Here is a 16,845-nt window from a genome sequence, read left to right as displayed (position 1 = left end):
AAGCAAAGGGTTTGACCGGTTTCACGCAGGCAAAAAAAGCCCCGTGACCGAATGGACCACGGGGCAAAAATTGGTTGGATGCGACCAACCAAAGGAGCTCTTTAAATCATCTTGCGCTGGCGACCACCGTCTCCGGCTGCCAGCCGCCACCCAATGCCTTGTAGATCGCCACGATGCCGCGATACAGGTCCACTTCGGCCAGGGCCTGGGCGTCTTCGGCCGCCAGGCGTTCACGCTGGGCGTCGAGCAGCACGAGGAAGTCGGCGGTGCCTTCGCGGTAGCGAATCTGCGCCAGGTCGGCCGCGGCACGGCTCGATTCGCTCTGGCGGATCAGCGACACCAGGCGCTGCTGGCGCTTGCCGTAGTCGCTGAAGGCGTTCTCTGACTCTTCCAACGCCAGCAGCACTTGCTGCTCGTAGGTGGCCAGGGCGCCATCGGCTTCGGCATCCGCACCGCGCAAGCGGGCGCGTACGCTGCCCAGGTCAAAGGCGGCCCAGGTGATGCTCGGGCCCAGGGCCCAGGCATTGGCGGCGGATGAGCCGATCTGCGAGCCACGGCCAGCGGTAAATCCGAGGAAACCACTGAGGCTGACCCGTGGAAACAGGTCGGCCTTGGCCACGCCGATTCGCGCGGTGGCGGCCGCCAGTTTGCGTTCGGCACTGAGAATGTCCGGGCGCCGTTGCAGCAACTGCCCCGGGTCACCAATCGGCAAGGCCTTGGCAATCGCCGGCAGGTTGGCCGGGCTCAGGTCCACGCTGAGTTTGTCCGGGCGCTGGCCGAGGAGGGTGGCGATGCGATTGCGCTCGCGCACCTGCTCGGCCTGCAATTGCGGCACGCTGGCTTCGACCGCTGCCAGGCGCGCATCGGCACGCACCACGTCCAGTTGGTCGCCGACGCCGGCATCGCGCAGGCTTTCGGTGATGGTGCGCGAATCCTGCTGGTTCTTCAGGTTGGCCAGGGCGATTTTTTCCCGCAGTTGCGCCCCGCGCAGTTGGCCGTAGGCGTCCACCAGTTCGGCAATCATGCTGACCTGCAGTTGATAGAGGTCGGCTTCGGCGGCCTGCTGGTCAGCGTCACTGGCTTCGAGGTTGCGCTGGATGCGGCCAAACAGGTCCAGTTCCCAAGCCATGTCCAGGCCGAGGTCATAGCGTTCGCTATTGACCCGGCGGGTGGTCTGGCCCGGGATCTGGCCCTTGGCCAAATCGCTGCTGGCACGGCTGGTGATGGTCGGCATCGCGTCATTGCTGGCGTCATCGCGAATCGCCCGGGCAGCCCGCAGGCGGGCAAACGCTACCCGCAAATCCCGGTTGCCGCTCAACGATTGGGTCACCAACTGGTTGAGGATCGGGTCCTCGAACTGCTGCCACCAGATGCCTTCGAACTTGGCGTGGTCGTACTGCTTGGCAGCGGTGGCGGCCGTGATATTGGCCGCCTCCAGCTGCTGGGCTTTATAGTCCGGGCCGACGGCACAGGCGGCGAGCGCCAGTACCAGCAGGCTCGGCAGGAACACTTTCACACTCATTGCTGTGTCTCCAGCTGCAAGGCCTTGGCCGCTTTGCGTGCTTCGCTGCGCTCCACATAACGGCGGATCAACACGTAGAACACCGGCGTCAGCAACAGGCCGAAGAAGGTCACCCCGATCATCCCGGAGAACACCGCCACGCCCATGGCATGACGCATCTCGGCACCGGCACCGCTGGAGAACACCAGGGGCACCACGCCCATGATGAAGGCGAACGAGGTCATCAGGATCGGCCGCAGACGCAGGCGGCAGGCTTCCAGCACCGCAGCCAGCGGGTCGAGGCCTTCTTCCTGTTTATCCTTGGCGAACTCGACGATCAGAATCGCGTTCTTACAGGCCAATCCCACCAGTACGATCAAGCCGATCTGGGTAAAGATGTTGTTGTCGCCACCGGACAGAATCACCCCGGTAATAGCCGACAGCAGGGTCATCGGTACGATCAGGATCACCGCCAGTGGCAGGCTCCAGCTTTCGTACTGGGCGGCCAGTACCAGGAACGCCAGCAGTACGCAGAGCGGGAACACGAACAGCGCGGTGTTGCCCGAGAGGATTTGCTGGTACGTCAGGTCGGTCCACTCGTAGGTCATGCCGTTAGGCAGTTCTTCTTTGAGCAGTTTTTCGATCGCCGCCTCTGCCTGGCCCGAGCTGTAGCCGGGTGCAGCGTTGCCGTTGATCTCGGCGGTGATAAAGCCGTTGTAGTGCATCACGCGGTCCGGCCCCGAGGTGTCACTGACCTTGATAAAGGTCGCCAGCGGGATCATCTCGCCCTTGTTGTTGCGCACTTTCAATTGGCCGATCTGATCCTGGTCCAGGCGGAACTGCTGTTCAGCCTGCACGTTGACCTGATAGGTCCGGCCAAAGCGGTTGAAGTCGTTGGCATACAACGAGCCCAGGTAGATCTGCAGGGTGTCGAAGATGTCGCTGATCGCCACGCCGTGGGTCTTGGCCTTTTCGCGGTCGATAGCAGCATCGACCTGGGGCACGTTGACCGTGTAGCTGGTGAACAGGCCAAACAGTTCCGGCACGTTGTGGCTCTTGGCGATGACGTTCTGTACTTCTTTGTACAGTTCCTCGTAGCCCAGGTTGCCACGGTCTTCGACCTGCAGGCGGAACCCGCCGATAGTGCCCAGGCCCTGTACCGGCGGCGGTGGGAAGATCGCCATGTAGGCTTCCTGGATATCGGCGTACTTGCCGTTCAGCGCCCCGGCAATCGCCCCGGCGGACATGCTTGGGTCTTTACGCTCGCCGAACGGTTTCAACGTCACGAACACGATGCCGCTGTTCGGGCTGTTGGTGAACCCATTGATCGACAGGCCTGGGAAGGCGATGGCGCTTTCCACGCCGGGCTGTTTCAAGGCGATGTCGGACATGCGCTTGATCACGTTTTCGGTGCGGTCCAGGCTGGCGGCGTCCGGCAACTGGGCGAAGGCCACCAGGTATTGCTTGTCCTGGGCCGGTACGAAACCGGTCGGTGTGTGGGCAAACCCGAAGAAGGTCAGCACCATCAGGCCGCCATACACGAACAGCGCGATACCGGTGCCGCGAATCACTCGGCGCACGGTGCCTACATAACCATGGCTGGCCTTTTCGAAGAAACGGTTGAACGGGCGGAACAGCCAACCACCGAAGAGCTTGTCGAGGAACTTGGAGAATCGGTCTTTCGGCGCGTCATGGCTGCGCAGCAAGACCGCTGCCAGGGCCGGCGACAGGGTCAGGGAGTTGAATGCCGAGATCACGGTGGAGATGGCGATGGTCAGGGCAAACTGCTTGTAGAACTGCCCGGTCAAGCCACTGATAAAGGCGGCCGGAATAAACACCGCACACAGCACCAGCGCCGTGGCAATGATCGGCCCGGTCACTTCGCTCATGGCTTTTTCGGTGGCCGGGAAGGGCTCCAGGCCCAGCTCGATGTTACGTTCGACGTTCTCCACCACCACGATGGCGTCGTCCACCACGATGCCGATGGCCAGCACCAGGCCGAACAACGACAGCGCATTGAGGGAGAAGCCGAACAGGTGCATCACCGCAAAGGTGCCGATCAACGACACCGGCACCGCGACCAGGGGGATGATCGATGCACGCCAGGTCTGCAGGAACAGGATCACCACCAGCACCACCAGGATCAACGCCTCGAACAAGGTGTGCACCACCGCCTCGATCGAGCCGCGCACAAACACGGTCGGGTCGTAGGCGATGCGGTAATCCATGCCTTCGGGGAAGCTCTTTTTCAGCTCGGCCATCTTGCTGCGAACATCATTGGAGATGTCGATGGCATTGGAGCCTGGGCGCTGGAAGATCGGAATCGCCACCGCCGGCTGATTGTCGATCAGCGAGCGCAGGGCATATTGGCTGGAGCCCAGCTCAACACGGGCGATGTCCTTGAGGCGCGTGATTTCACCGTTGTCGCCGGCGCGAATCACGATGTTTTCGAACTCTTCCTCGGTGACCAGGCGGCCCTGGGTATTGACCGACAATTGGAAGCTGGTGTCGTTGGGCGCAGGCTGCGCGCCCAGGGCACCGGCGGCCACCTGGCGGTTCTGTTCGCGGATCGCGGTCACCACATCGGTGGCAGTCAGGTTGCGCGAGGCGGTCTTGTTCGGGTCCAGCCACACCCGCAGGGAGTAATCGCCCATGCCGAACAACTGCACATCACCCACGCCGCCCAGCCGCGCCAATTCATCCTTGATATTGAGGATCGCGTAGTTGGACAGGTAGAGCATGTCGTAGCGCTGGTCCGGGGAGGTCAAGTGCACGACCATGGTCAGGTCGGGGGAGGCCTTGTCCACGGTAATCCCGATGCGCGTCACTTCCTCAGGCAGTTTGGGCTGAGTGCGCGTCACACGGTTTTGCACCTGTACCTGCGCGTTATCCAGGTCGGTGCCCAGGGCAAAGGTGATGGTCAGGGTGAGCTTGCCGTCGGCGGTCGACTGCGAGGACATGTAGAGCATGTTCTCGACGCCGGTGATCGCCTGTTCCAGCGGCGAGGCCACGGTTTCGCCGATGACCTTGGGGTTGGCGCCGGGGAAGTTGGCGCGCACCACCACGGTTGGCGGTACCACTTCCGGGTATTCGCTGATCGGCAGTTGGAACAGCGAGATCGCGCCGGCGATCAGGATTAGCAGCGATAGCACCGCTGCGAAGATCGGCCGCGATATGAAGAACTTGGAAAAATTCATCTGGTGTGTAGTCCCTTAACCGCGTGGAATCGCGACACTGGCGAGCTTGGGCGCGGCTTTATCCGGCGCCACTTGCTCCAGGTTGCTGGCTTCAAGCGCTTGTCGTTGTTGGGCCAGGGCGGCGAGGGTTGCCTGGCTGGCCATCGGGATGGTTTCTGGGGCAACCGGCGAACCCGGACGTACCCGCTGCAGGCCTTTGACGATGATGGTGTCGTCCTTGCTCAGGCCGCTGCGCACGATGCGCAAGCCTTCGATCTTCGGCCCCAGTTCCACGGCGCGGTAGGCGGACTTGTTGTCGCCGTCCATCACCAGCACAAACTTCTTGCCCAGGTCGGTGCCCACGGCTTCGTCGGTGATCAGCACGGCAGAGTAGGTGCCGCTGCCGACCAACTTGAGGCGCGCATACAGGCCGGGGGTGAAACGCCCGTCGCTGTTATCGAACACCGCGCGGCCGCGGATGGTACCGGTGGCCGGGTTGACCTGGTTGTCGACAAAGTTCATCTGGCCCAGGTGCGGGTTGCCGTCTTCATTGGACAGGCCCAGGTACACCGGGGTGGTGGCGCCGCGACGGCCCTGGCGCGCCAGTTCGGTGTACTTGAGGTACACGCGCTCATCGGCGTCGAAGTAGGCGTAGACCTTGTCGGTGGAGACCACGCTGGTCAGCTCGGTGACATCGGCGGTCACCAGGTTGCCGGCGGTGATTGCGGCGCGGCTGACACGGCCACTGATGGGCGAGGTGACGCGGGTGAAACTGAGGTTCAGGCGGGCCAGGTCAAGTTGCGCCTGGATCCCGGCCACCGCGGCGCGGGCTTCCTGGGCGGCGGTGGTGCGCGAGTCGGCCAGTTCGGCGGAAATCGCATTGCTCTGGCGCAGGCGCTCGCCACGCTGGGCCTCGTTGTCACTGCGCGATGCGGCGGCTTTGGTTTGTTGAAGCTGGGCTTCCAGGCGGCGGACTTCAGCCTGGAACGGACGCGGGTCGATCTGGAACAGCAGGTCGCCTTTTTTCACCAGTGCGCCTTCGGTAAAAGCGACCTGGTCGATCTGACCCGACACGCGTGGGCGGATCTGTACGGTTTCCGGGGCTTCCAGGCGGCCGGTGAACTCGTCCCATTCATTGACCGGTTGTTCCAGGACCTTGGCAACGCTGACTTTGCTGGCGGGCATGGCGGCCGCTTGCTCGGGGGCCTTGCCGCATGCGCTCATCACCAGCACGGCCAAAAGGGCCAGGGGATAGCGCAAATGTTTGAGTGACTGTTCCATGAGGTGCATCCGCCAAATGTATTTGAGATGGGCGGATCATGCTCGGCAGCGTGCTCGCTCACGAATCGAATGAAACAAAGGTAACTATCATTCGGAATGATATAAGAACCGGGCAAGCCCTCTAGGATGGGGGGTTCGTTAGGGGGCTATCAATCCCATTGATGACAAGACACCGTTGCGCGAACTGCAACCAACCAAGAAATCCTGCCCTAAAGAGATCACCCTGTAGGCGGGCTTGCCCGCGATAGCGGAGGGTCAAGTAGGGATGTGTCGACTGACCTACCGCTATCGCAGGCAAGCCAGCTCCCACATTTGAGGTGTGGTGTGGCCAGAATTTCTGCCCTCAATGAGATTCCTTTGTTGTGGTTCCCACAAGGAGACAAGCAATAGACCAAGCGTGTACCGTTGCGGCCTTTGTGCCGCAGGCGCTGCGGTTGGGGACATTCACAGAGAGGCATCCATGCAGATCAGGGTTGAACGGGCCGCGACGGTGTGTGGTTTGGTCGCGATCATTTTATGGAGCACCGCCGCCGGGTTGATCCGCAGTGTCAGTGAGCTGTTCGGGCCACTGGGCGGTGCGGCGTTGATCTACACCTTGGGCGCCATCCTGCTGCTGGCCTGGTTGGGGCGGCCGCGTCTGCGTGCCACGTCCTGGCCTTATCTGATCATGGGCAGTGGCTTGTTCGTGGCCTACGAGGTCTGCCTGTCCCTGGCTCTGGGGTTTGCCAGCAACCGCAATCAGGCGATTGAGCTGGGGGTGGTGAACTACCTCTGGCCGTGCCTGACAGTGCTGCTGGCAATCGTCATGAATGGCCAAAGGGCGCGCTGGATCATCGTGCCAGGCTCGGCGCTGGCGCTGTTTGGCATTCTGTGGGTGGTCAGTGGCGATGGCCTGGCGCTCGCAACCATCGTCGCCAATGTGCAATCCAACCCCCTGAGTTACAGCCTGGCCCTGGGCTGCGCGATCACTTTCGCCTTGTATTGCAACGTCACGCGGCGCTATGCCGGCGGGCAAAACCTGGTGGTGCTGTTTTTCATCCTCACCGCCGCCGTACTGTGGGTGAAATACGCCTTCAGTGCCGAGGTGCTGCCGGCCTTCAGCCTGGGCAACAGCCTGGAGTTGCTGGCCACCGGTGTGGCCATGGCGGGCGGCTATGCACTGTGGAATATCGGCATCCTACGCGGCAACCTGACGTTACTGGCGACTGCGTCCTATGGCGCGCCGGTACTGTCCTCGGCCTTCGCCGCGCTGTGGCTGGGCGCCCACCTTACCCCGCAGTTCTGGCAGGGGGCGGTGCTGGTGACCGCCGGTTCGCTGGTGTGCTGGCACGCGACACGCGCGCAATCCTAGCGGCTGCGCCAGACCAGGGCCGGGATCACGCGGATATAGATCAGCTCACACACCAGCTCGATCAAGGTCTGGGTGATAACGGCAGCGGCGGCCAGGGCGCGGATATCTGCCGGCAGTGCCAGCGCCAGCGGCAGGACCACCAGTGAGTTGCGGGTTGCACTGCTGAACGTCACTGAACGCGCGGTGCTTGCCGGCAGACGAAAGACCCAGGCCGTGAGCGCCCCGACCATTGGCGCCAGTAGCATAAAGCCTAAGTAGACCGGCACCACCGGCAGCAACTGTTCGAGCTCCTGCGCGACAAACGCGATCTGCGAACCTATCACCACGATCAGCACCGCCGCCATGGCCGGCACCGGCATCCACGCCCAGGCGTCGTTCCAGCGTTCGACCAGGCGCGGGCGCCGGGCCCCGGCGCTGGTCAGTACCGCCAGCAGCAATGGCACCACGATCAGCAGCAAAAACGCCTCGACAAATGGGCCGATGGGGATTGCCACCGCCGCCTCTACGCCCGGCAGCAACGCCAGGTACAGCGGCAGCAGCGCCAACTGCAGCAACAGCAATACGGGGGTGGCGGCCAGCGTCAGCCGCGCATCGCCTTTGCCGATATGGGTAAATACCACCACGTAGTCGATGCACGGCGTGAGCAGCACCAGCAACGCGCCGATCAGCAGCGCCGGGCGCTCGCTCAAGCCACGGGTCAGGCCCCAGACCAGCAGGGGGATCAAGACAAAGTTGGCAATCAGCAGTGCCGCCATAAAGCGTTTATTGGCGAGCCCCTGGCGCAACTGCAGAAACGGGATCTGCAGGAACATGGCGTACATCAGCACGGCAATCGTCGGGGTTACCAGGGCGCCAAGAGCCGGTGCGGCCTGTGGGGCGAGCAGACCGCCGAGCACCGCGCCGATCACGGCGACGAGGTAGACGGGGATCTGGTTGTGCTCAAGTTGTTCTCGGGTCACGGGGTGTCCTTGTCACGGGGGGCTGTTTGCGCCGTGCAGGGTAATCGAAACCACAGCCCGGCGCGCGGCCGCGGTGCCCGCCCTAGGCCGGGTCGCCCGCGTATAAGTCCACCGCGCGCTGCAATGTCTGGCGCACATGCTTGCGCAAGTTCGCCGGCGCCAGCACTTCGATATCGGCAGCATTGCTCAGCAGAAACAGGCGCAGGCCCTGGGTGTCATAGAGACTGCAACTCAAGTCCCAGTGCTGTTCGTCATGGGGCACGAACACCTGGTCGTCGGTCAGCGGGTTTTCGCTCAAGCGATTATGCAAATTGGCACTCAGGCGCAGCTTCAGCGGGACGGGTGCCTCGCCATGGATAGTCATCAGGTGCTTCTGTGCTTCCAGCGAGTTGACATCGTAGTGCTCCGGGCCCGGCAGGTTCATCCAGTTGCACTTGACCTCCAGCATGCGATGCAGCATCAACGCGCACAGTGTATGCGGGCCGTTGCTGCTGTACTTGCCACGCGGATCTGTCGGCACGTAGCTGGCCGGCCAATGCTCCTCCACCACATACGCGGACAGATAGACGTTGGAGTCTTGATAGGAGAGGGCCAGGGGTTTCAACAGGTATCGGCATTCGGCGCCGTCGGCGTCCCTGGGCAGGTAGGTCACTTCCAGGGAGGCGTCTTCGAGGATCGCCGCTTGAATCGTAGTCAGGTGCGCCGGGTCGTGCTTGCCCGGCTTAAGCAGGGTAAACCGCGTGCCGCTGGTAATGCGCTGCGACCAGGCCAGAGGGCGGGCGGAATGCTTGGTCATTTCCGAGGCCGCGTATTTGCGCAGTTCGCCCAACTGCTCGGTATGGGCGTTGAAGCCAAAACGCTGGGCGTGGTCAAAAATCGCCGCCAGGGTCATGGCTTCGGTGGGGCAGAGCGTCAGGTCGAAACTCTCGCGCCCGGACTTCCAGTATTTGGCCTTTTTATCCGGGCCTTTTTCACCCACGGCGACCAGTTCGGTCTGGGTCAGGGCTTCAAGGTCACGCAGGGTGGTTTTGCCCTGCAGGCTGTAATCGTCGAACCACTTGCACAACGCCGCATGGATGTCTGCGGTCTTCATCGACGTGCCGCTGCGCTGCAGGATTTTGCGCAGCGCGGTGCGGCGTCGGTGATAATTGATCATGGCCGATACTCAAAGACAAAAAGTGGGTTTATCCGCTGGGACTATGTGCTCGCTGGCACGCAATCCCGCGATTTAGAGCGCCAGCCCACAGGAGCATTTCATGAACTGCAAAACCTATCTAGCCCTGCCACACGTTATTGCTTTCACTCGCTGGTTGGCCACGGAGCTGGAATCCACGGTGCTGTTCAAGCATGAGTACGTCAACCGCAAAACCGGCGTGCAGTGGTCGTGCAGCAGCTTGTACAACGCATTTGAACACTATCGCTGGAACCATCCGGGCAATTCGCGCCTGGACTTTGCTTCCGGCACCAGCGCGCTCAGCAACGGGGTGGCCCTGGCAGCCTTGCGTAAAGACCTGCTGGCGGCAACCGGCGACGATTCCCGCAGCGCCGAAGCGGCGAGTGATGTCATGCGCTGGGGTGGGGTCACGGCGCACAACGTGGATTGGTTGCAGACAAATAAGGCTGGGCTGGCCGGCATGCTGCAAAGCGTCGTGGCGGCGCTGGACGCGGGCGACGAGCGCGCGGCGCTGTTGCGTTCTGACAACCTGCGCTTCAACGCCGGGATGACCAAGGTGTATTCCCTGCTCTGCAAGGACTTCATCATCTATGACAGCCGTGTGGCCGCTGGCCTGGGTTGGCTGGTGGTGAAGTATTGCCATGCACACGGCCTGGTAAAAGTGCCGCCGGCCCTGTGCTTCCCCTGGGCCAACGCCAAGGAAGACAAGGATGCCCTCGCGCCAAAGCGCCGCAACCCTGGCAGCGACGGGTTCAAGTTCACGGGCTTGCGTTCCGGGCGTCACCACGCGATGTGGAACCTGCGCGCCAGCTGGTTGCTGACTGCCGTGCTCAAGCATCCGAGCGCTGCCGGCAGCCGCTTCCAGCAGGTTGCAGCGCCGAATGATCCATTGCGTGCCATGGAGGCTGCGCTGTTTATGATTGGCTACGACCTGGGCCAGGAAGCCGAGGTGCCTGATCTGGAATACAGCGCCGAATTTGCCGAAAAAATCCTTGCAGCTTCCCGTGGGAATTTTGTCGAGGTCAGTGCCGATGACCTGATTGCGCAGTTGGATGACATGCTGGCCAAGGCACGGGTGTCAGGCTAGCAATGGCAGGCCATCCAGTCTTTGGTCCGGTCTATTTTTGACTGAGTGCCGCTACCGAAAGCCCGGACGCGACGAAGGTCAGTCCGGCGCCCACATTCAGGCCATTGACCACTTTTGGCTTGCGCTGCAGCCAAGTCGACAGGCGCGTCGCAAAGATCCCCATGAGCGCAAAGCCCAGGGCGGTCAATGCGGCGAACCAGGCGCCATAGACCATCATTTGCACGGTGACCGAACCCAATGACGGGTTGACGAACTGCGGAATGAACGCGAGCACAAACAGCCCAGGCTTAGGGTTCAGCGCCGCCGACAGGAAGCCGGTGAGGAAGATGTTTTTGAGCGGTTGCCGCGCCGCCGGTTTGAAGTTGATCAGGCTGCGCGAACGCAAGACCTTGATGCCCAGCCACAACAGGTAGCTGGCGCCGATGACTTTGACCACCCAGAAGGCCACGGCGGATGTCTGCATCAGCAGGGTCAAGCCCAGCGATGCGGTGGCCACGTGAAACAGAATCCCGGTACCCGACGCGATCCCCGAAATGGCGGCTGCCATACGCCCCTGGCTCAGGCCCCTGGCGATGGCCAGCAGATTGTCCGGCCCGGGGGAGAGCACCAGCAACAGGCAGGCGGCGGTATAGGTCAGCCAGATTTCCAGGGGGAACATAACGACAGTCCTTTCGTCGAGGGGGGAGGGAGGCCATCGTGCTCCCGCGGGGCCTCCAAGATCAAGCCTGCTGCCACAGGTTTGTTGGAACTAGCGCCTTCTCAGGGCATGGCGTAGTCGCCACGAATATGGTTCAACCCTCTCGACGCCGCGACATCACTGCGGCCCCAGATCTACGATTTTGTTTCGCTGCAGTTCTGCGTCAATCTGCTGATCAAACCGGTTCACTTTCTCCAATTGCACAGGGCTGAACTTTTCGTCGGGCAGGTCTGGCCTGAAATGAATACTGACGGGCCACACATTTTTCGGTGGGGTTACATAGTCAGCGAAGTGAGGTGCGCCGATTGACACGCTGACGTTTTCAATACCCAGTGAATCGGCCAGTTTATGAAAGCTTTCGGCCGTCGGGAATACGTGTTCATTGGCTACGCTGACGCGCACAGTTTGTCGATTCGGCATGCCTGGCTCGGGGGGCATGCGCAGCTCTTCAATCTGTGGTTGAGCATTGGCTGAGAGGGCCGCTGATGGCTGATATGGAGTGCTGTTGATCATGCTGGATTCCTAAGTCTTGTTGAGGGGATCAGGGGGTTGCCTGATCGCTCAACTCAGTGAGTGATTCAGCCATTTGGGTTCCGGACAGAGAGGCATCAAGCAATACGGGGTGTTTAACGGGGAGGGGGCCTCAAGGGCGACTTCCCCCACACTCTTAGCCTGTACGAAATCACCCGACCGAGCAGTTGTGCCGACCCGGCCACCGATGTCTTCTCCGTGGGCGGTATGCTTTGGGCCCCGGCAAGCCGGCGCCCACCTGTGAATGGTGGTGTACCCAAAATCTCCTGCTGGCGATATTCCCCTGTAGGAGCGGGCTTGCCCGCGATGGCGGTGGTTCAGCCAATATTTCTGGTGCCTGACACCCGGCCTTCGCAGGCAAGCTGCCGCTTAGAAGGAGTACTTTGCGGTAACAGTAAAGTTACGCGGGTCACCAAATACGTCATACGGGCTCCAGGTCGAGTTGCTGGCGATGCCCTGGTAGTACTTCTTGTCGAACACGTTATTGATGTTCAGTTGGGTATCCAGATGTTTATTCACCTGGTAACCCGCCATCAGTCCGACCAAGGCGTAGGCATCCTGTTCGATATGGAACTTGCCAAACACGTTGCTGCCTTTGTTGAACGTTCCGCTTTGGCTATAGAGGTTGGCGCCGACGCGCCACTGGCTCATGTCGCCTTGCAGATGGTAGGTGGTATTGGCCTTGAACATATGGCGGGGGACGTCGGTGTCGAACAGGCTGCCTTCTTTGCTCTTGTCCGCATCTTTTTCGTACTTGGCCTGGGCGAAGGTATAACCGGCAGCCACTTGCCAGTTGGGCGTCAGGGCGCCGTTGATCTCAAGTTCCAGTCCCTGGCTGCGCACCTTGCCGGCGGCTTCATAGCAGCCGTAGCTGCCGGCGGGGATCACTCGGCAGACACTGGCGTCCGCCACTTCCGCTGCACGGTTGAGCTGGTCGATCTGGAACAGCGAAGCGCTGGCGTTCAGCGCGCCGCCGAAGTACTCGCCCTTGATGCCCACTTCATAGTTTTCGCCGGTGATCGGCTTGATCCCGGTACCTTCACCGTTCTTCTCGGTCTGGGGTTGGAAGATGTCGGTGTAGCTGGCATAAGCCGAGTGGTTGTCGTCCAGGTCATAGATAACCCCGGCATAGCGGGTGACGTGGCGCACTTCCTTGGTTTTGCCCGAGGTGTAGTACTGATCGTTGGTCTGGTCATAGATGGAGGCGGCGTCGTACCAGTCCAGGCGTGCGCCGAGAATGACTTTCAGCGGGTCGGCAAGGTTCCAGCGGGTGGTCAGGTAGAGACCTTCCTGATCCACTTTGTCACTGAGGGAGTAAACGTCCGGAACGGTCGGTCTAGCCAGGCCCTTGGGGCTGAAGCCGTTGATGTCGGGCACGCCGACGAACACGTGGCCGCCGGTGGCCTCGGTCTTGAGCTGGCGCTTGCTGGCGCCCACCACCAGTTCATGTTGGCGGCCCAACAGCGAGAAGGGGCCACTGGCGAAAAAGTCATAGGTGGACTGGTCGAAGTCCCGGCCCTGGTTGAAGATGCGCTGGCGGTAGGTGGCATCGTTGTTGCGTTCGAGGACGCCACCCATCATCTTGAATTCGGACCAGTTTTTTGAGGCACCCAGGTGCAGGCGCCAATCGTTGTCGAAGCGTTGATCGAGTTCGACGAACAGTGTCTTGTTGTTGACGTCCTGGTGCGACCAGCTGTAGCCGAAGGTCTTGGAGCGGGAGAAACCCATATGGCTGCCATCCGGATTCACCGGCAAGCCGCCCCAGTTGATGTTGTTATTGTCGTTCTGATCGGACGCCCCCACGGTCAAGGTCGTACTGTCGCTCAGGTCGAACTCGCTGATGCCGTAGAACACGCCGCGCTCGCGCCCGGCGTAATCCTGATAGCTGTCCTTGTCGTTGTAGGCACCGACAAAGCGCCCGCGCACGCTGCCGCTGGCATTGACCGGGCCGGAGATGTCCAGTTCGCTGCGGTAGTTGTCCCAACTGCCGGCACTGGCGCTGACACTTGCCTGGAACTCCCTGGTGGGACGCTTGCGCACCATATTGATCGCGGCCGAAGGGTTGCCGGCGCCCTGCATCATGCCGGTGGCGCCGCGCACCACTTCGACGCGGTCGTAGGGGGCCAGGTCAGCCGTGGCAACCCAGTCGGCGTTATAGGTAGTGGGCAGGCCGTCGAACATCAGGTTGGTGATGGGGAAACCACGGGCAAAATACTCGCTGTTGGCAGGGCGCGAGGCTGACAAGCGTAGCCCTGGGGTGGCCTGGACCACATCGTCAAGGCTGCGCATGCCCTGGTCGTCCATGCGCTGGCGGGTGATCACCGTCACCGACTGCGGCGTCTCACGCAGGGACAAGGGCAGCTTGGTCGCGGTCTGCATCGCCCCTGTGGTGTAGGAGCCGCTGTTTTCAGTGGTCGAGCCCAGGGCCAGGCCGCTGACGGTGGTCGCGCCCAGTTGAAGGGCTCCGGCGTCATCGGCACGGGGTATCAGCAGGTAGTTGCCGCTGGCGTTGCGGGTAGCGGTCAGGCCACTGTCGAGCAGCAGGCGGTTGAGGCCTTCATGCACCGCAAAATCGCCGTGCAGCGCCGGCGCGTGCTTGCCCTGCACCAGGGCCGGATCAAAGGGTAGGGTGATCCCGGCGACCTGGGCGAAGCTGCTGAGCGACTCTTCCAGCGCCCCCGCGGCCAGGTCGTAGTGGCGGCTATCGGCCTGTTCGACCTGCACGGCAAAGCTGACCAGCGGCAGGCCGGCCATGCCACCCAGCAAAATGCTCTGGAGGGTAAGCGCAAGAACGCTGTGCTTTAGGGGCCGTGGGGGATTCAAAGCATGGGACATGAACGGTGAGCTCCTTTCGAATGACGAGGTGTATTGCCTGTCTGTCGAAGGGCTTGGCAAAACCCGTAAAAGTTTTTGCGATTTTTTCTCATCCGGCTTAACGGGCGACGACACGGGTCCAAAGCGGGGTAAAACGCTCGATGCGCACTGGCAGCGAATCACCCAAGGCGCTCAAGGCACGGTCGATGTCGTCGAGCTGGAACACCCCCGACACCTCCAACTGCGCGACGACCGGGTCACAGTGCAACCAGCCGTGGCGATAGCGCGCCAGTTCGGCGGTCAGGTCTTGCAGGCGCATGCGTTTGGCCACCAACTGCCCACGGGTCCAGGCACTGGCGTTGAAGGCGCTGATTTCGACACGGTGGCTGCCGCGGGCATCGATCAGATACTCCTCACCGGCAGCGACCCGGACTGGCTCGCCATTTGCGTAAATGGCCACCACGCCGTCCTCGACCCGCAGGCGCGTGCCATGCTGCTCGTCACGCACCGCAAAGGCGGTACCGATGGCTTGCAACTGTGCATGCCGGCTGCTGACCCAGAAGCTGCGGCGCCCGCCGGGTGCGGCGCTGTCCTTGCCGGTATCAATGAACATCTCGCCGCGACGCAGGGTGATCAGCCGGCGCTGGGCACTGAATTGCACGTCCACCGTGCTGGCGGTGTTCAGTTGCAGGCGGGTGCCGTCCGTCAGCAGGAACTGCCGCCGTTCGCCCACCCCGGTGGCATAGTCCGCGCCCCAGGGCACCAGCGTGCTGTCGCGCAGTGACCAGCCAGTAACGCCACTGGCAAGTAGCCCCATCCCCAGCAGCTTGAGCGCCTGGCGCCGGCTGTGATGATTGCTGTTCAGGCGCCCCAGCGTATCCCGCGCCACACTGCCGGGCAGCACGGCCAGATTCTGAAAGGTCGCGTCGCTTTTTTGCAGCGCTTGCCAGACGGTTTCATGCAACGCGTCGGCCTGACGCCAGCGTTGACAGGCCTCCAGGACCTCTGGAGTTGCGCCGTTGGACTCGATCCGCACCAGCCAGCAGATCGCCTGGTCGAGCACCTCATCTGGAGCACTCATTGTTGCGCCAGGTAGCAGTGGCGAATGGCAGTGGCCATGTACTTCTCCACCGAGCTGAGACTGATGGCCAAACGTTCGGCGATTTCCTTGTAGCTGAGGCCTTCGAGCCGCGACATCAGGAAGGCCATGCGCACCTTGGGGCGCAAGCCATCGAGCAGGGCGTCGATGCGCACCAGGGTTTCCAACAGCATCAGCTGCGATTCCGGTGACGGCACTCCGGCTTCCGGTAGGTGGGCAATGGCTTGCAGGTAAGCCCGTTCAACCCGCTGGCGGCGCACACGATCCACCAGCAGCCCATGGGCCACGGTGCTCAGCCAGGCCCGTGGCTGACGCAACTCCTGCAACCGCTCCGGCTTGCCGAGAATGTGCACAAAGGTGTCCTGAGCGAGGTCGGCAGCGTTGTCGCCATGACGCAGCCGCTTGCGCAACCAATCTAGCAACCAGGCGTGATGATCGATGTACAGCGTGCGGATTTCGGCGTGAGGGGCTGAAGGAGTGGATGGCGACGACACGAAAAGCCTCCGCGCGACAACTGGATGCATTTGAGAATTCGTCGCATCTTAGTGCGGGGCGGGGCTGTTCAGCAAGAACAAAAGGGACAGATCCATTTAATTAAATAGATCCATCCCTTTCCCAGAAGGGCAGCAGAGTGATCTGCCCTTTATTGCCTAACCTCGTATAAACGCGAGCAAATCGGCATTGATCGCATCGGCGTTCGTTGTCGGCATTCCATGGGGAAACCCTGCATAGGTTTTCAGCGTGCTGTTCTGCAAGAGTTTGGCCGACAGCAGCCCAGAGTTTTCATAGGGCACGATTTGGTCATCATCCCCATGCATTACCAGTACGGGGAGGGTGATGCGCTTGAGCGCTTCGGTAAAGTCGGTCTGGGAGAAGGCCACGATCCCGTCATAGTGGGCCTTTGCGCAGCCCATCATGCCTTGGCGCCACCAGTTGCGGATGATGCCTTCGGAGGGCTCTGCACCTGGGCGGTTATAACCGTAGAAAGGCCCGGCCGGCACGTCATGGTAGAACTGTGCGCGATTGGCTTTGAGCTGTGCCTGCATGTTGAATCGCCCCGGATTCTCTAGACACCTTGCAAGCTCATTGCGTAACGCTTTTCAAACTCTACCGGTGACAGTTGATTGTTGAAACCATGGCGGCGTTTTGGGTTGTAGAACATCTCGATGTAATCG

13 protein-coding genes and 1 pseudogene are annotated in these 16,845 nt (G+C 61.6%); 2 read left to right on the top strand and 12 right to left on the bottom strand.

Annotated features, from left to right (window positions below):
* Positions 1-106: 106 nt before the first annotated feature.
* From PSFL_RS04125 to mexE, 3 genes are read right to left on the bottom strand one after another with little or no spacing between them, the layout of a single operon-like run.
* Positions 107-1,522, bottom strand: coding sequence for an efflux transporter outer membrane subunit (locus tag PSFL_RS04125; protein WP_397469739.1), 1,416 nt, complete (start codon positions 1,520-1,522; stop codon positions 107-109).
* The gene (locus PSFL_RS04120) at positions 1,519-4,698 is read right to left on the bottom strand and encodes an efflux RND transporter permease subunit (RefSeq protein WP_057440116.1); all 3,180 of its coding nucleotides are present in this window, start codon (positions 4,696-4,698) and stop codon (positions 1,519-1,521) included. Before PSFL_RS04120 ends, PSFL_RS04125 begins: the two co-directional genes overlap by 4 nt.
* A gap of 15 nt (positions 4,699-4,713) precedes the next feature.
* Positions 4,714-5,958, bottom strand: a complete 1,245-nt coding sequence (gene mexE / locus PSFL_RS04115) for a multidrug efflux RND transporter periplasmic adaptor subunit MexE (RefSeq protein ID WP_057440123.1) — start codon at positions 5,956-5,958, stop codon at positions 4,714-4,716.
* Between the two features lie 460 nt (positions 5,959-6,418).
* Here mexE and yddG point away from each other — a divergent pair, with 460 nt between their 5' ends.
* Positions 6,419-7,309, top strand: coding sequence for an aromatic amino acid DMT transporter YddG (gene yddG, locus PSFL_RS04110; protein ID WP_057438397.1), 891 nt, complete (start codon positions 6,419-6,421; stop codon positions 7,307-7,309).
* Here the strand turns inward: yddG and PSFL_RS04105 are convergent.
* Positions 7,306-8,268: an arsenic resistance protein gene (locus tag PSFL_RS04105; RefSeq protein WP_397469738.1), complete on the bottom strand. Its 963-nt coding sequence runs from the start codon at positions 8,266-8,268 to the stop codon at positions 7,306-7,308. The genes yddG and PSFL_RS04105 overlap by 4 nt on opposite strands.
* An 82-nt stretch (positions 8,269-8,350) precedes the next feature.
* The gene (locus PSFL_RS04100; protein ID WP_397469737.1) at positions 8,351-9,424 is read right to left on the bottom strand and encodes a helix-turn-helix transcriptional regulator; all 1,074 of its coding nucleotides are present in this window, start codon (positions 9,422-9,424) and stop codon (positions 8,351-8,353) included.
* 100 nt (positions 9,425-9,524) lie between these two features.
* Between PSFL_RS04100 and PSFL_RS04095 the strand changes: the two genes are divergently transcribed.
* Positions 9,525-10,529: a hypothetical protein gene (locus PSFL_RS04095; RefSeq protein WP_397469736.1), complete on the top strand. Its 1,005-nt coding sequence runs from the start codon at positions 9,525-9,527 to the stop codon at positions 10,527-10,529.
* A 31-nt stretch (positions 10,530-10,560) separates the two neighbouring features.
* On the opposite strand, the gene PSFL_RS04090 is transcribed toward PSFL_RS04095, so the two are convergent.
* The 7 genes and pseudogenes from PSFL_RS04090 to PSFL_RS04060 all read right to left on the bottom strand — a co-directional run.
* Positions 10,561-11,187 carry a LysE family translocator gene (locus tag PSFL_RS04090; RefSeq protein ID WP_057438400.1) on the bottom strand — a complete coding sequence of 209 codons (627 nt, stop codon included), beginning with the start codon at positions 11,185-11,187 and terminating at the stop codon, positions 10,561-10,563.
* A gap of 156 nt (positions 11,188-11,343) precedes the next feature.
* Positions 11,344-11,739, bottom strand: coding sequence for a hypothetical protein (locus tag PSFL_RS04085; RefSeq protein ID WP_120732970.1), 396 nt, complete (start codon positions 11,737-11,739; stop codon positions 11,344-11,346).
* Positions 11,740-12,126: 387 nt separating this feature from the next.
* Positions 12,127-14,592, bottom strand: coding sequence for a TonB-dependent siderophore receptor (locus PSFL_RS04080; protein ID WP_397469735.1), 2,466 nt, complete (start codon positions 14,590-14,592; stop codon positions 12,127-12,129).
* Positions 14,593-14,689: 97 nt separating this feature from the next.
* Entirely contained in the window at positions 14,690-15,652 is a 963-nt protein-coding gene (locus tag PSFL_RS04075) for a FecR domain-containing protein (protein WP_397469734.1), read from the bottom strand.
* Complete coding sequence (locus PSFL_RS04070; RefSeq protein WP_262153163.1) at positions 15,649-16,164, bottom strand: sigma-70 family RNA polymerase sigma factor; 516 nt, start codon at positions 16,162-16,164, stop codon at positions 15,649-15,651. Before PSFL_RS04070 ends, PSFL_RS04075 begins: the two co-directional genes overlap by 4 nt.
* Positions 16,165-16,320: 156 nt before the next feature.
* Positions 16,321-16,719: pseudogene (locus tag PSFL_RS04065) on the bottom strand (alpha/beta fold hydrolase); the annotation flags it as partial.
* Between the two features lie 17 nt (positions 16,720-16,736).
* On the bottom strand, positions 16,737-16,845 hold a 109-nt coding region (locus PSFL_RS04060), incomplete at its 5' end, for an IS3 family transposase (protein ID WP_146047486.1).

It is taken from the genome of Pseudomonas sp. DD1 (genome assembly GCF_044510355.1).
GTDB classification, from domain to species: domain Bacteria; phylum Pseudomonadota; class Gammaproteobacteria; order Pseudomonadales; family Pseudomonadaceae; genus Aquipseudomonas; species Aquipseudomonas shahriarae.
Note: the sequence above shows the minus strand (reverse complement) of the source record. Positions and strands in the feature narration are given on the sequence as shown.

Excerpts from the sequence above, each read along its gene's own strand:
- PSFL_RS04125 (WP_397469739.1), bottom strand. The coding sequence starts at position 1,522 with ATGAGTGTGAAAGTGTTCCTGCCGAGCCTGCTGGTACTGGCGCTCGCC.
- PSFL_RS04120 (WP_057440116.1), bottom strand. The coding sequence starts at position 4,698 with ATGAATTTTTCCAAGTTCTTCATATCGCGGCCGATCTTCGCAGCGGTG.
- mexE (WP_057440123.1), bottom strand. The coding sequence starts at position 5,958 with ATGGAACAGTCACTCAAACATTTGCGCTATCCCCTGGCCCTTTTGGCC.
- yddG (WP_057438397.1), top strand. The coding sequence starts at position 6,419 with ATGCAGATCAGGGTTGAACGGGCCGCGACGGTGTGTGGTTTGGTCGCG.
- PSFL_RS04100 (WP_397469737.1), bottom strand. The coding sequence starts at position 9,424 with ATGATCAATTATCACCGACGCCGCACCGCGCTGCGCAAAATCCTGCAG.
- PSFL_RS04095 (WP_397469736.1), top strand. The coding sequence starts at position 9,525 with ATGAACTGCAAAACCTATCTAGCCCTGCCACACGTTATTGCTTTCACT.
- PSFL_RS04090 (WP_057438400.1), bottom strand. The coding sequence starts at position 11,187 with ATGTTCCCCCTGGAAATCTGGCTGACCTATACCGCCGCCTGCCTGTTG.
- PSFL_RS04085 (WP_120732970.1), bottom strand. The coding sequence starts at position 11,739 with ATGATCAACAGCACTCCATATCAGCCATCAGCGGCCCTCTCAGCCAAT.
- PSFL_RS04080 (WP_397469735.1), bottom strand. The coding sequence starts at position 14,592 with ATGTCCCATGCTTTGAATCCCCCACGGCCCCTAAAGCACAGCGTTCTT.
- PSFL_RS04075 (WP_397469734.1), bottom strand. The coding sequence starts at position 15,652 with ATGAGTGCTCCAGATGAGGTGCTCGACCAGGCGATCTGCTGGCTGGTG.